Origin of the sequence: Chryseobacterium shigense (assembly GCF_900156575.1) — a bacterium.
Lineage (GTDB): Bacteria > Bacteroidota > Bacteroidia > Flavobacteriales > Weeksellaceae > Chryseobacterium > Chryseobacterium shigense.
In genome coordinates, this window is the sequence record NZ_FTNY01000003.1 from 164,549 (window position 1) to 177,814 (window position 13,266).

Genomic DNA, 13,266 nt, shown 5'->3' on the forward strand with positions numbered 1-13,266 from the left:
ATAATAAAAATTATGTCTCAAATTGCGATAAATACCTCACAAAATGTAAATATTAACTTTAATATTGCGAGTGTCGGGGAAAGAATGCTTGCCTTCATTATCGATCTTTTGATAAAGGTTGCTTATGTTCTCATGGTCTTCTATCTTTTCTTTAACATTTTTGATCTTGGGTATTTATTGGCAGGACTTGATCAATGGTCTATTATGGCCGTTTACATTGTCCTTACATTTCCGGTTTACATTTATCCGGTTGTCCTGGAAAGTCTCATGGAAGGACAGACGCCGGGAAAAAAACTCATGAAAATCCGGGTTGTAAAAATTGACGGTTATCAGGCTAGTTTTGGTGATTATCTGATCCGATGGATGTTCAGACTGATCGACACTTCAGCAGCCGGCGTTGTCGGGATTATTTCTATGATTGTGTCTAAAAACAATCAGCGTTTGGGAGATATCGCATCGGGTACTGCTGTAATTTCGCTAAAAAATAATATCAATATTTCTCATACCATTCTGGAAAATATCAATGATGACTACATTCCCTCCTTTCCACAAGTGATTGCTTTAAGCGATAATGATATGAGGATCATCAAAGATAATTATACCAAAGCCCTGAAAGTAGACGACAGACAGATCATCAGCAAACTTTCCGATAAGATTAAAAGTATTTTAAAGCTTGATATTGATCCAAAGAAAATGACGGAGAGACATTTCATTAATGTGGTGATTAAGGACTACAACTATTATACGGGGAAAGACAATTAATGTGAATGCTCAATTTTGCTTTGCAAGGCATGGTCAGTTTACCCAATACAGGATAATAATTCTGCAATTAATTAATATTTAAAAAATTCACCATTCCCTTCTTACTCTTCCATCATTACTCATCGGTGCAATTTTTGTATGTTTAATGGCAAAGATTTGAATTATGAAATTTGAAAACAACAAATCAGGAAACGGTGGTTTCATTACATTGAACAATGAAACAAAAGAAGTGGGAAGATTGACGTATACTATTTTTCCTGAAGAAGATAAATTTATTATTTCTTTCGTATTGGTTCATCCTGAATTTGAAGGTCGGGGAATGGGAAAATATCTGGTTGAGGAAGCCATAAAATTTGCCAGAGAAAACAAGTGGAAAGCATACCCTCACTGCTCTTATGCCAGAGCTGTCATGACCAGAATGAGTGACGTAGATGATGTATTTCTAAAGAACTAAGACTTCATTAACCAAAATTTCTTCAATATCATTCGGATACTCTACTTTTAAGTGATGATCCGAAGCTACCCATTCCATAATCTCCTGAGGTTTTAGGACCTTGGAATTGGGAATTCCCATAAGATCTAAAGCACATGCATTGCATTCCTGCTCATATTGATTGTGAATTGGGATGACAAAGAGTTTTTTATCAAGGAAGAGCGCTTCTGCTGGTGTTTCAAAACCGGCATTGCAAAGAATACCATCACAACTTTCAAAATACTTCAGGTACTGTATCTCGTCGATTGGGAAAACTTCCACATTTTTCACTTTAACCTGTACTTTGCTATGTTTTGAAAATACCTTCCACTGTACAGGTATTTGCTTCAGAATCTTGATAATATTTTCATCTGCAAAACTGGGAAGATAAACGAGATAATATCCTTTTTTTTCCGGATTAAGATTTCTAATTTTTTTTCTGATGACAGGTTTTTTGATCTGCGGATGATAATTTTCAAAATGAAAACCGATCTTTCTTTCACTTGGAACATAATATTTAAGAATCAGTTCACCAAGAAAATCTTTGTTTTCGGGCTTAGGAGTTTCAGCAAAGCTCATGGACGCCTGATGGCTCAGCTCGATCATGGGAAGCTTTTTCAACTTACCCGCCCATCCGGTCAAAGGCTCATAATCATTAATGATCAGATCATATTGTGAAAGCTCCAATTCTCGGATTGTTTTTACAGCTTCAAGAAATTTATTTTCAGTAAACGTTTTGCGATAGGATAAACCGCCCGTTTTATTGTAAAGAAGCGAAATCCCCCTATGTTGGAAATTAATGTCAAAATCGGCCTTTAATTGGGACTGATGACCACTGATCAATGTATCAACTGAAGCATATTTTTTGAGAATAGGAATAATCTCCTGTGCTCTGGCCACATGTCCGTTTCCTGTTCCTTGAAATGCGTACAAAACTTTCATTTAAGAAAAATTAGTGACTATTTTCAGAAGTTCAGAGTTGTCCATATCCTGGATCTCTTCTACTTCATCGTCTTTAAGTAAATCCTTGTGATCATCATAATAGAATATTTTCCATTCTTTATCATGATATTCCAAAGCCGAAAGGTTTTCAATCCAGTCTCCGGAATTCAGATAAGTACATGCGCCTTTTTTGGTAATGACCTCACGGATCTGAGGCTGATGAATATGGCCGCAAACTACATAATCATAGTGATTGTCTATAGCCAGTTCAGAAGCAGTGAGTTCAAAATCCCCGATGTACTTCACCGCTTTTTTCACATTGTTTTTGATCTTTTTAGAAAATGAATATTTTTCTTTTCCCATTTTCTCCAGAAACCAATTAACAACGTTATTGATGACAATCAAAAGATCATATCCTTTTCCGCCCAACTTCGCGATCCATTTTGAATGCTGAACAGAGGCATCGAAAACATCTCCGTGAAATATCCATGTTTTCTTCTGATCGATATCAAGACAGATTTTATTGCAAACTTTAAGTTTTCCTAATTCAAAGTCTGTAAACTTACGGAACATTTCATCATGGTTTCCTGTAATATAGTAAACCTGAGTATTTTTGGTAGCCAATGAAAGGATCTTTTTGATCACTTTCAAATGAGGTTTAGGGAAGTAAGACTTTTTAAACTGCCAGATATCAATAATATCACCGTTCAAAACTAATGTTTTTGGCTGGATAGAATTGAGATACCGTAACAGCTCTTTAGCCTTACATCCATAAGTTCCCAGATGAACATCCGATATGACAACTAACTCAACGTTTCTTTTCATAGTTTTATACAAAGAAACTAATTGAAAGTTAACTGTATATGAATGCCATATTATTTTTTACAATGAGTTCATTAACTCTTCTGTGATTTCCATATTATGATAAACGTTCTGTACATCATCATCATCTTCGAAACGCTCCAGCATTTTCATATTCGCTTTGAACTGTTCCGCATTTATTTCTTTGATATTATTTGGAATTCTCTGAAGTTCTGCGCTTTTTGCTTCTATTTTCAACTCATCTAATTTGTGTGACAATGAACCGAAGTCTTCGAAAGCTGTTGTAATCATTACTTCCTCTTCATCTTTTTCCACATCTTCTGCACCTCCGTCAATCATTTCCATTTCAAAATCATCCCAATCCATTTTGATTTGAGATAAATCTAAGGTAAAAATTCCTTTTCTATCGAAGATAAATGCAAGCTCTCCATTTTTACCCAGGTTACCGTCAAACTTATTGAATATCGCTCTTACGTTGGCTACAGTTCTTGTTGGGTTGTTGGTTGTACATTCTACGAAGAATGCTACTCCCCCCTGGCCATATCCTTCATAGGTAATTTCTTCATAGTTTTCTGCATCAGCTCCACCTGCTTTTTTGATAGCTCTTTCTACGTTATCTTTAGGCATATTCGCCCCCTTTGCATTCTGGATGCATCTTCTTAAAGCTGGATTGGCTTCCGGATCTGTTCCACCAGCTTTTACCGCCAGCGCAATATCTTTACCGATTTTAGAGAAAGTTTTGGCCATTTTATCCCATCTGGCCATTTTCGAAGCTTTTCTATATTCAAATGCTCTTCCCATTTTAATTTTTAAATTTTCAACAAAATTAACTAAAAGTCTACAAAAAAAAAATACCCCCAAAAAATTGGAGGTATTTATTATTTAGAAAAATTAATTATTTTTTCTTTTTAGCAGCAGCTTTTTTCTTAGCTGGAGCTTTTTTAGTAGCTTTTTTGGTAGCTTTTTTTGCTGGAGTAACAACAACATCAGATTTCTGATATTTGTTCCATTCACTGTCTTCACCAATGTATCTAACAGTTACTTTTCTATCAGCTTGTCTTTCAGCATCAGATGCAGATTCTGCAACTTTAGCATTTTGCTCTCCGATACCTACTGATTTTAAAGCGTTGGTATCTACACCTCTCGCATCTAAAGCAGCAACTACAGAAGCAGCTCTTTCTTTAGATAATTTCAAGTTGTAAGCATCACTTCCTTTTTTATCAGTTTCTCCCACTAACAGGAATCTACCTCCATCTTTCTTAATGATTTCAGAAGCAGTATCTAAAGCACCTTTAGATTCAGGTCTGATAGTAGCTTTGTTGAAATCAAAGTATACACTCTTAAGATTCTTTTCAACATCAGTAGCTGTTACTTCTTTTGGCTTAGGACATCCGTTGTATTCTGGAAGACCTGGAACAGTAGGACAAGCATCATCTTTGTCAATGATTCCGTCACCGTCTGTATCTGGCCAAGGACAACCGTTGTTTTCTGCAGGACCTGCAACTGTAGGACAAGCATCATCTTTATCGATAACACCATCACCATCTGTATCTGGCCAAGGACAACCGTTGTTTTCAACTGGACCAGCTACTTCTGGACATTGATCGTCTTTATCTGGAACTCCGTCACCGTCAGTATCAGGACATCCCTGGAATTCTGGTAGACCTGGAGTATCTGGACAAAGATCATCTTTATCTAGGATACCATCCTTATCTCTATCTCTGTTACCGAATCTGAATAAGATCGATGCAGAAGCTTGCCAGAAGTTAGCAACATTTGATTTATCACCTGGAGTTGATACATAATCACCCTGAACACCAAGACCGAAGTTCTTAGTTACCCAGAAGTTAGCACCAGCACCTGTAGAAACTGCAAAGTGATTCGCTTTACCGTTTTCATTACCACCGTCTCCGTTATTAACTGTATCTCCTCTGAAATCAGTTCTTGGGAAAGTAAGTGCAGTATAATCATGTCTCAAGTAGTTAGCACCAACTCTTAAATATGGATCGAACCAAGATTCTTCATTCCATAAAAGACCAGCTGCTTTAGCTTGGAAACCAAGACCTGTCATTAGGAAAAATTCTTTTCCCATGTTAAATCTCTTGTTGTCAACATTACCTACAGAAGTCTGCCAGTCGATAACTAAACCTTTACCGATGTTTCTAGCAACTGTTAATTTAGATAATGGAGGTGTAATAGAGAAGTTGTTCACATTGAACATTGTCTTCGTTAAATTATTAGCAGAGAACGTATTACTAAAGTTGTTACTCTGTGCCTTGTGGTTTTCCGCATGAGCACCAACCCCGATTAACCACGGATTGTTGGTAGTCTGAGCGAACACAGTAGAAGCAACCGTAAGCGCCAATGCTGAAATTCCTAATTTTAGATTTTTCATAGAATTAAATGATTAAATAATTGATAATGCAAAATAAATATAATTTTTCTTTAAAAACAAAGTTTTTTGAATGATTTTTAACTTTTCTTTAATATTCTATCCAGGTTACGTTTATTTTCTCTATCTTTTATCGCTTCCCTTTTATCAAAGAGTTTTTTCCCTCTGGCAAGCGATATCAGCACTTTTGCTTTACCCTTGTCTGTGATATATAATTTAAGAGGTATAATTGTGTTACCAGCATCCTTTAACTTTTTTTCAAGTTTCTGTAATTCTTTTTTGTGCAACAGCAATTTCCGTTCCCTTTTTGTTTTGTGATTATAAAAAGTTCCCAATTTATACTCATCAATCATCATATTAATAATGTATAATTCCCCATCAATAAACTGACAGAAGGATTCTGTGATGGATGCTTTGGATGAACGTAAAGATTTTATTTCTGTACCGGTCAAAACCATCCCAGCTTCAAATTCTTCAAGGATTTCATATTCAAAACGGGCTTTTCTATTTAATATACTGACTGTTTTTTCGATTTTCATGTTAAAAATGCGTGTGATTATATTGAATTGGCCTTACCCAATCCTTCATTAAGTATCCATTCAGGACTCCATCTTATTTTTTCATCAATGAAATATAGAAAAAATACCTCATATTTAAAAACTTGACTTTTACATTATTACGAAATACCCAAATTCTTTTCGTAATTTTGCGCCAAATTTACAAAACTATATGTTAACAGTATCTAACTTATCTTTACAATTCGGGAAAAGAATTCTTTTTGACGAGGTAAATATTATGTTTACCAAAGGAAACTGCTACGGGATTATCGGAGCAAACGGTGCGGGGAAATCTACATTCCTTAAAATATTAACAGGAAAGCAGGATCCGACTACAGGGCATGTATCTTTGGAACCAGGAAAAAGAATGTCAGTTTTAGAGCAGGATCACTTTGCTTATGATCAATATACTGTTCTTGAAACTGTACTGAGAGGAAATAAAAAGTTATTTGAAATAAAGGAGGAAATGGATGCGCTTTATGCGAAAGAAGATTTCTCTGATGAAGATGGAATAAAAGCAGGAGAACTGGGGGTCATTTATGATGAAATGGGAGGATGGAACTCGGAATCTGATGCACAAACGATGCTTTCCAACGTAGGCATCAAAGACGGTATGCACTGGCAGATGATGAGTGAGCTTGAAAATCAGGACAAAGTAAAAGTTCTTTTGGCACAGGCTCTTTTTGGAAATCCTGATGTATTGATTCTGGATGAACCTACCAATGACCTTGATATCGATACGATCGCCTGGTTGGAAAACTTCCTTGCTGATTATGAAAATACGGTAATAGTTGTATCTCACGACCGTCACTTCCTGGATACCGTTTGTACGCATATCGGAGATTTAGATTATGCTAAACTTAACCTTTATACGGGTAACTATACTTTCTGGTATCAGGCTTCTCAGCTGGCAACAAGACAGAGAGCTCAGGCTAATAAAAAAGCAGAAGAAAAGAAGAAAGAACTTCAGGACTTCATCGCAAGATTCAGCTCAAACGTTGCAAAAGCAAAACAGGCTACTGCCAGAAAGAAAATGATCGATAAGTTGAACATCGATGATATTAAACCTTCATCCAGAAGATATCCGGCTATCATTTTCGAAATGGAAAGAGAAGTTGGAGATCAGATCTTGGATGTAAAAGGTCTTGAAAAAACCAAAGACGGAGAATTATTATTCTCAAACATTGATCTTAACCTTAAAAAAGGAGATAAAGTGGCTGTTCTTTCTAAAAACTCTTTAGCCATTACTGAATTTTTTGAAATTTTAGCTGGAAATAACGAAGCTGATAAAGGAAATGTTGCCTGGGGAGTTACAACCAACCAATCTCATATGCCTTTGGACAATACCAAATTCTTCCAGGAAGATATCAGCCTGGTAGACTGGTTGAGACAATTCACTAAAAATGATGAAGAGCGTCACGAAGAATTCATGAGAGGATTCTTAGGAAGAATGTTGTTCTCTGGTGATGAAGCTTTAAAATCTTGTAAAGTACTTTCAGGAGGTGAAAAAATGAGATGTATGTTCAGCAGAATGATGCTTCAGAAAGCTAATGTTCTTTTATTAGATGAACCTACCAACCACTTGGACCTTGAAAGTATCACCACGTTGAACAACTCGTTGTCAAACTTCAAAGGAAATCTTTTGCTTTCGTCTCATGACCACGAAATGCTTCAGACAGTCTGTAACAGAATCATCGAGCTTACTCCTTCAGGAATCATTGATAGAGAAATGACTTACGATGAATATCTTGCTGATAAAAAAGTAAAAGAATTGAGAGAAAAAATGTATTCTTAATTGACTGAGACCACAGTATAATTCACAATAAAAAATTCCTCAAAGTTGTCTTTGAGGAATTTTTATTTTCAATAAGATTCAATTTATTTTGTAAGCTTAGTCTTTGGAATGGCAATCGTTCCCGGATCTTTCCATAAACCATCTTTTTCTGCTCTTTTCTTAATGGCCTGAGCTCTTTTTTCACTATCAGGATGAGAGTTGAACATTTTCTCAAAACCCGTTTGCGTACTTCCTTCTGAAAGCAAAGCCAGTTTTTTGAATGCTGAATAAGCTCCTACTACATTATAGTTGTTAGCTTTCATAAAGTCGTAAGAATATGTATCTGCTTCAGACTCCTGCTTCTTGCTATGGGAAGCATCCAGGAATTCATTGGCCATTTTCCCTACCTGGCTTTCATTTAATGCCGCTACGGTTCCTGATGCAGAAGATGCCGCATCCAGTGCAGCCGCCTTTAAATAAGCAGATTTAATAGCATCTTTAGTGTCCTGATTTTTCACGTGACCGATCTCATGTCCAATTACAGCCAACAGTTCATCATCCGTCATAATGTCCATTAAGGAAGAAAATACACGAACACTTCCGTCTGCGCAAGCAAAAGCATTGATATCTTTTACTTTATACACTTTATAATTCAAAGCCAGTCCATCCTGGGATTTGTGCTTTCCAAAAAGCTTGTTGAGTCTAACGGTGTAAGGATCTTTTGGCCCTGCAACTGGATTATTTTTGTCCATCCAGTCAACAGACTCTTTTGATAGCTTTACAGCGTCTTCATTGGTGAAAGTAAGAGCCTTTGCTCCTTTTGAAACAACGCCTACAGCTTTTCCAAGATTGATTTTCTGTGCCGTCACAGCATTCATAGCCCCTAAGAATAAAAGGCAGATCGTAATTTTTTTCATAATCATTTTTAATTTGGACCGCGAAGATAGATAATTTTTTTTAACATTCACTGAGTCAAGTTCATCCTTAATCATTTCAAAATGCTGTTTTTTTTCCTTATTTTTGTGAAATGAGTCAGAAATGGATTTACAAGCCCGAACCCGACGAGGAAGTTGTGGACAGATTAAGTTCGTCACTTGGTTTTGGTACTTTTGAATCTAAACTCCTCGTTTTAAGAGGAATTGACAATTATCAAAAGGCCAGAGAATTCTTCAAACCCAACCTTAACGATATTCACAGTCCGTTTTTAATGGCAGATATGCAAAAAGCTGTAGAGCGTATTGCCACTGCAATTGAAAATGGTGAAAAAATACTGGTATACGGAGATTACGATGTAGACGGAACTACTGCCGTCGCTCTGATGTACCTTTACCTCAGCAAAATTGTTGAGAAAAAATATTTAGATTATTATATTCCTGACAGGAATTCTGAAGGATACGGAATTTCTACCGAAGGCATTGATTTTGCCAAAGAAAATGGCTTTTCACTGATCATCGCTTTAGACTGTGGCATCAAGGCCACCGATATGATACAATATGCACAGGATAAAGGCATTGATTTTATTATCTGTGATCATCACCTTCCGGGTGAAGAGATTCCTAACGCAGTCGCTGTTCTGGATCCCAAAAGAATTGACTGCAGATATCCTTTTAAAGAACTTTCAGGATGTGGTGTAGGCTTTAAGCTTTGCCAGGGACTGAATACCATCTATAAAATTCCGGAAGCTGAATTATTTGAGCTTACCGACCTGCTCGCGATTTCTATCGCCGCAGATATTGTTTCCATGACCGGTGAGAACAGGGTTCTTGCTAAAATGGGATTAAAAGTTCTCAGAAAAACAAGAAACCTGGGATTAAGATTATTGATTCCTGAGGATAAGCTGTCTCATTTCGAAATTTCAAATATTGTTTTTGAAATTGCTCCAAAGATCAACGCGGCAGGAAGAATTTCCCAAGGAAAAGCTGCTGTAGAACTGATGGTTTCTGATAACCTTAAGCACGCTAACCAGATCGTAAGTGATATTATGGATCTTAATGATGAAAGGCGTGAGCTGGATATGAATTCTACCCTCTCTGCTTTGAATCAGATCATCGAATCCCAGCAGCAAACCAAACATTCTACGATTGTTTATCATCCTGAATGGAATAAAGGGGTAATCGGAATAGTAGCTTCAAGACTTATCGAAACGTATTATAAACCTACGCTGGTATTTACAGACGGTAATAATGGCGAAATGGTGGCTTCTGCCAGATCGGTCTCTGATTTTGACGTCCATGAAGCGCTTGATATGTGTTCTGAATATTTCCTGAAGTTCGGAGGACATCACGCTGCTGCGGGACTTTCGATGGAAAAGGATAAATTTGAAGCCTTCAAGATTAAATTTGAAAAAATAGTTTCCGAAAAGATTCAGGAACATCAGCAGGAACCTTCTGTGACGATCGACTCAGAGATTAAAGTCGATGAGATCAACAGGGAATTTATTAATTTCCACAGAAAACTGGCACCGTTCGGACCTCATAATATGAAACCTATCCTTACCCTGACTGATCAGAAACTGTCCGGTTATGTAAAAACGATGGGGAAAGACAACAATCACCTGAAGTTTTATATCAAACAGGAATCTACGGGCAGAAACATAGAATGTGTAGGTTTCAAACTGGGACAGCATGCAGAAGATTTTAAAAATAAAAAATTTGATCTTGCTTTCACGTTAGAGGAAAACCACTGGAAAGGAAACGTAACTCATTATCTTAATATTAAGGATGTGAAGTTCAGGGATTAGGAGCACCTTTGACCTGTGACCTAACATCTGCTACCTACCAATGAAAAAAATCGGCTTATTTTTCGGTTCTTTCAATCCGATCCATATCGGACATTTAATTCTGGCTAATTACATTCTGGAACATTCTGACATGGATGAATTATGGTTTGTGGTAAGTCCGCAGAACCCTTTTAAAGATAAAAAATCACTTTTGAAAGATCACAACAGGCTGGACATGGTGCAGCTTGCCATCACCGGCTATCCTAAAATGAGAGCCTCGAATGTAGAGTTTTCTCTTCCGAAACCCAGCTATACGATCGATACCCTTACCTATCTTCATGAAAAGTACCCTGACTACTCTTTCAGCCTGATTATGGGTGAAGACAATCTGAGCAGTCTTCATAAATGGAAGAATTCTGAACTACTGATCAAAAACCACCATATTATTGTTTATCCAAGAGTTTTTGAAGGAGAAAAGAAAGATTCGGAATACCTGCAGCATGAGAATATTTCGATGGTCAAAGCACCGGTTATTGAGCTTTCTGCTACAGAGATCAGAAGCATGATCAAAGAAGGAAAAAATGTACGTCCTATGCTTCCACCGGAAGTTTTTGAATATTTGGACGGAAGCAGTTTTTATAAGTAATTTTGCCCATAAGAAGTTAGAATTTAGATACTGGAAGTTAGTATCTATTATCTACTTTTAATTCTTACCATATACTTTACAACATGGAATTTCTCGAAAAATTTTTCTCAAAATATCCGGAGGAAAAAATCATTAAGTGGTTTAAGCAAATCTGTTTGGCTGAAGCTATTTCGTGGTTTTTTTTATTCACGGCAATGACCTGGATACGCATTGATCCTGAAGGTGTTTTTCCAATCGTCTATATCAGTACTATTGGCAGTATTCACGGATTCTTTTTTACGCTTTACCTGCTGTTTTTACCTTCCATAAGAAAAATATACACATGGGATGATGAAGATAGTGTCTTCGCTTTAATCTCTGCATTTTTCCCTTTTGCGACGATCTGGATCGATAAATCTTTAGCTAAAAAAGACCGCGAGCAATAAAAAAGAGAGCCATTTCTGACTCTCTTTTCCATCGTTATTTTAATAAATTATTGGGGTATTTTTATCCCCGGTATTACCTGAACAGGTAATTTGGGTCCTAGTTCTTTACATCCGAATTTGACTGAATATTTGTAGACCGGTATACCATTTACAGTGGATGAAGCTACCGGAAGATTGGTATTGCTGACTACTGAAATTTCAACCGGCATGGTATAGCACGCCGTGAAACCATTCTGCACAAAATTTTCATAAGTGACCACTCCTCCCGCGGATACTATTTTCAATTTTGCATTGACCACTGTTCCTGCCATTTTAAATTTCACCTGCCCGGTAAGAACTTCCTTATGGGGATTACCCGGCACCACAACAAATCGGGTACAACAAACAGGCGTTGTGGTAATTGTACCGGAAGAAGGAGCTGGAGGGGCTTCTACAATTACTGTAAAACAGGCTATTGAGCAGGTGGTACCTGAATAAGGACATTTTACACTGATACAAATAGTATTCACGCCCTGATTCAGACTTGAAAAAGGTATTAGTCTTACTGAAGGATTCTGGCCACCGGTATGGGTAAATGGATTTCCTGCCGGACTTACTGCACTTGCATTTCCATTGGTAAAAATGGTTATGATAGAAGCCCAGGTACCCGTATTCAATGAATTATATGGGTGGGGTGAAGCTTCAATTCTTAAAAATTTGGTGGAATTTGCAGCATTGTATGGAATCGTCAAAGTTCCTCCCGGGTTAATGGATGGCCCGCTGACATTAGGAAACTGTACTGAAGCCACTGGTGAACTGACACAAACACAACTGCTGCCTGATTTCGACTGAAGTTCCTCTGTGATTTCAGACTTTTTCGGGGAAACAGATTGTTTTTTGGAAGGGATACTAAAAATGACTCCGACATTCAGTCCCAAAGCATTAAACCTGTTTTTCATTTCTACCGTTTCATATTTACCTGCCGTCATCTGATCAATACTGTAAAAACCTTCACCATTGGGAGGGCCATTGGGTTTAAAGATGGTTGTGGTACTTTGTACATCCGGGCCCATCAAATAGCTTCCTTCCACAAAAAAACCAACCCTTCCGGGAAAATAAGAAAGTCTAAGTTTTGGAATAACGCCCAAACCGTCTGTTTTGGAAATGACTTTTTTGGAGGTTTCAAAAGTGCGGGTCTGTCCATTGACATTGGAAGTCTGAACAGCCGTAAACTGACTTTCCTTTGAGCTGATATACGCTAAATTAACAATCGGTGATACGGTGAATTTACTGAAAGAAAAATTAGACTGAACTCCAGCCTCCGCTATAAAGCCGCTTTGTTTACTTCCATCCGCTATCTCTGCTTTCAGAGATGGTGGTGCAGATTGTCCAGCAACATGATAAACAGGACCTTCGGGATTGTAGTCTTTTTTCATTCTGAAAAACCCTGCCCCTCCATTCAGTCCCAGTGAAACAGAATTGGTTTCTGAAGGGAACATGGTAAGAAGAGGAACGTAAAGATTAATATTTCCATTGAATCCGTTTCCAACATGGTTATCCAGACCGTAGGTATTTCCGGGAAACAGTCCTCCCCCACCTGCAGAGATCAAAAGATTTCCACCAGGGTTTTTACCCCCTTTCACAATGACTCCTTTAATGGGCTGTCCTGGTCTGGCTTCCTGTGCAAAAGCCGTAACAAAAAATAAGATCCCTAAAATAAGGGCTGCCTTTCTCGTAAAAGTAAAATTGCTTTTCATACTATTTTGTTTTTAGAAT

General features: G+C 37.4%; 13 protein-coding genes. 6 read left to right on the forward strand and 7 right to left on the reverse strand.

Annotated features, from left to right (window positions below; translation table 11 throughout):
* The first annotated feature begins 12 nt into the window (after positions 1-12).
* Both BW964_RS10235 and BW964_RS10240 read left to right on the forward strand, forming a co-directional pair.
* Complete coding sequence (locus tag BW964_RS10235; protein ID WP_076506983.1) at positions 13-762, forward strand: RDD family protein; 750 nt, start codon at positions 13-15, stop codon at positions 760-762.
* A 163-nt stretch (positions 763-925) separates the two neighbouring features.
* Positions 926-1,216 carry a GNAT family N-acetyltransferase gene (locus BW964_RS10240; RefSeq protein WP_076506985.1) on the forward strand — a complete coding sequence of 97 codons (291 nt, stop codon included), beginning with the start codon at positions 926-928 and terminating at the stop codon, positions 1,214-1,216.
* Here the strand turns inward: BW964_RS10240 and BW964_RS10245 are convergent.
* The 5 genes from BW964_RS10245 to smpB form a co-directional block, all read right to left on the reverse strand.
* Complete coding sequence (locus BW964_RS10245) at positions 1,205-2,176, reverse strand: glycosyltransferase family protein (protein WP_076506986.1); 972 nt, start codon at positions 2,174-2,176, stop codon at positions 1,205-1,207. The genes BW964_RS10240 and BW964_RS10245 overlap by 12 nt on opposite strands.
* Positions 2,177-3,001 carry a UDP-2,3-diacylglucosamine diphosphatase gene (locus BW964_RS10250; RefSeq protein ID WP_076506988.1) on the reverse strand — a complete coding sequence of 275 codons (825 nt, stop codon included), beginning with the start codon at positions 2,999-3,001 and terminating at the stop codon, positions 2,177-2,179. It abuts the gene before it with no gap.
* 57 nt (positions 3,002-3,058) lie between these two features.
* Positions 3,059-3,799, reverse strand: a complete 741-nt coding sequence (locus BW964_RS10255) for a YebC/PmpR family DNA-binding transcriptional regulator (protein ID WP_076506989.1) — start codon at positions 3,797-3,799, stop codon at positions 3,059-3,061.
* A 94-nt stretch (positions 3,800-3,893) separates the two neighbouring features.
* Complete coding sequence (locus tag BW964_RS10260) at positions 3,894-5,393, reverse strand: OmpA family protein (protein ID WP_076506991.1); 1,500 nt, start codon at positions 5,391-5,393, stop codon at positions 3,894-3,896.
* Between the two features lie 77 nt (positions 5,394-5,470).
* Positions 5,471-5,929 carry an SsrA-binding protein SmpB gene (gene smpB, locus BW964_RS10265; RefSeq protein ID WP_076506993.1) on the reverse strand — a complete coding sequence of 153 codons (459 nt, stop codon included), beginning with the start codon at positions 5,927-5,929 and terminating at the stop codon, positions 5,471-5,473.
* Between the two features lie 190 nt (positions 5,930-6,119).
* On the opposite strand from smpB, the gene BW964_RS10270 reads away from it, so the two are divergent.
* The gene (locus tag BW964_RS10270) at positions 6,120-7,742 is read left to right on the forward strand and encodes an ABC-F family ATP-binding cassette domain-containing protein (RefSeq protein WP_076506994.1); all 1,623 of its coding nucleotides are present in this window, start codon (positions 6,120-6,122) and stop codon (positions 7,740-7,742) included.
* An 83-nt stretch (positions 7,743-7,825) separates the two neighbouring features.
* Here the strand turns inward: BW964_RS10270 and BW964_RS10275 are convergent, their stop codons facing one another.
* The gene (locus BW964_RS10275; RefSeq protein ID WP_076507883.1) at positions 7,826-8,638 is read right to left on the reverse strand and encodes a M48 family metallopeptidase; all 813 of its coding nucleotides are present in this window, start codon (positions 8,636-8,638) and stop codon (positions 7,826-7,828) included.
* Between the two features lie 110 nt (positions 8,639-8,748).
* Between BW964_RS10275 and recJ the strand changes: the two genes are divergently transcribed.
* The 3 genes from recJ (at position 8,749) to BW964_RS10290 (ending at position 11,511) form a co-directional block, all read left to right on the forward strand.
* The gene (recJ, locus tag BW964_RS10280; protein ID WP_076506996.1) at positions 8,749-10,461 is read left to right on the forward strand and encodes a single-stranded-DNA-specific exonuclease RecJ; all 1,713 of its coding nucleotides are present in this window, start codon (positions 8,749-8,751) and stop codon (positions 10,459-10,461) included.
* 40 nt (positions 10,462-10,501) lie between these two features.
* Complete coding sequence (nadD, locus tag BW964_RS10285) at positions 10,502-11,086, forward strand: nicotinate (nicotinamide) nucleotide adenylyltransferase (RefSeq protein ID WP_076506998.1); 585 nt, start codon at positions 10,502-10,504, stop codon at positions 11,084-11,086.
* 83 nt (positions 11,087-11,169) lie between these two features.
* Positions 11,170-11,511, forward strand: coding sequence for a DUF3817 domain-containing protein (locus tag BW964_RS10290; protein WP_076506999.1), 342 nt, complete (start codon positions 11,170-11,172; stop codon positions 11,509-11,511).
* A gap of 47 nt (positions 11,512-11,558) precedes the next feature.
* Here the strand turns inward: BW964_RS10290 and BW964_RS10295 are convergent, their stop codons facing one another.
* Positions 11,559-13,247, reverse strand: coding sequence for a hypothetical protein (locus BW964_RS10295; RefSeq protein ID WP_076507001.1), 1,689 nt, complete (start codon positions 13,245-13,247; stop codon positions 11,559-11,561).
* Positions 13,248-13,266: the final 19 nt, after the last annotated feature.

What these genes read in the sequence shown, in the direction of transcription:
- BW964_RS10245 (WP_076506986.1), bottom strand. Translation starts at nt 2,176, where the DNA reads ATGAAAGTTTTGTACGCATTTCAAGGAACAGGAAACGGACATGTGGCC.
- BW964_RS10240 (WP_076506985.1), top strand. Translation starts at nt 926, where the DNA reads ATGAAATTTGAAAACAACAAATCAGGAAACGGTGGTTTCATTACATTG.
- nadD (WP_076506998.1), top strand. Translation starts at nt 10,502, where the DNA reads ATGAAAAAAATCGGCTTATTTTTCGGTTCTTTCAATCCGATCCATATC.
- BW964_RS10255 (WP_076506989.1), bottom strand. Translation starts at nt 3,799, where the DNA reads ATGGGAAGAGCATTTGAATATAGAAAAGCTTCGAAAATGGCCAGATGG.
- BW964_RS10235 (WP_076506983.1), top strand. Translation starts at nt 13, where the DNA reads ATGTCTCAAATTGCGATAAATACCTCACAAAATGTAAATATTAACTTT.
- BW964_RS10290 (WP_076506999.1), top strand. Translation starts at nt 11,170, where the DNA reads ATGGAATTTCTCGAAAAATTTTTCTCAAAATATCCGGAGGAAAAAATC.
- BW964_RS10275 (WP_076507883.1), bottom strand. Translation starts at nt 8,638, where the DNA reads ATGAAAAAAATTACGATCTGCCTTTTATTCTTAGGGGCTATGAATGCT.
- BW964_RS10250 (WP_076506988.1), bottom strand. Translation starts at nt 3,001, where the DNA reads ATGAAAAGAAACGTTGAGTTAGTTGTCATATCGGATGTTCATCTGGGA.
- BW964_RS10270 (WP_076506994.1), top strand. Translation starts at nt 6,120, where the DNA reads ATGTTAACAGTATCTAACTTATCTTTACAATTCGGGAAAAGAATTCTT.
- BW964_RS10295 (WP_076507001.1), bottom strand. Translation starts at nt 13,247, where the DNA reads ATGAAAAGCAATTTTACTTTTACGAGAAAGGCAGCCCTTATTTTAGGG.
- BW964_RS10260 (WP_076506991.1), bottom strand. Translation starts at nt 5,393, where the DNA reads ATGAAAAATCTAAAATTAGGAATTTCAGCATTGGCGCTTACGGTTGCT.
- smpB (WP_076506993.1), bottom strand. Translation starts at nt 5,929, where the DNA reads ATGAAAATCGAAAAAACAGTCAGTATATTAAATAGAAAAGCCCGTTTT.
- recJ (WP_076506996.1), top strand. Translation starts at nt 8,749, where the DNA reads ATGAGTCAGAAATGGATTTACAAGCCCGAACCCGACGAGGAAGTTGTG.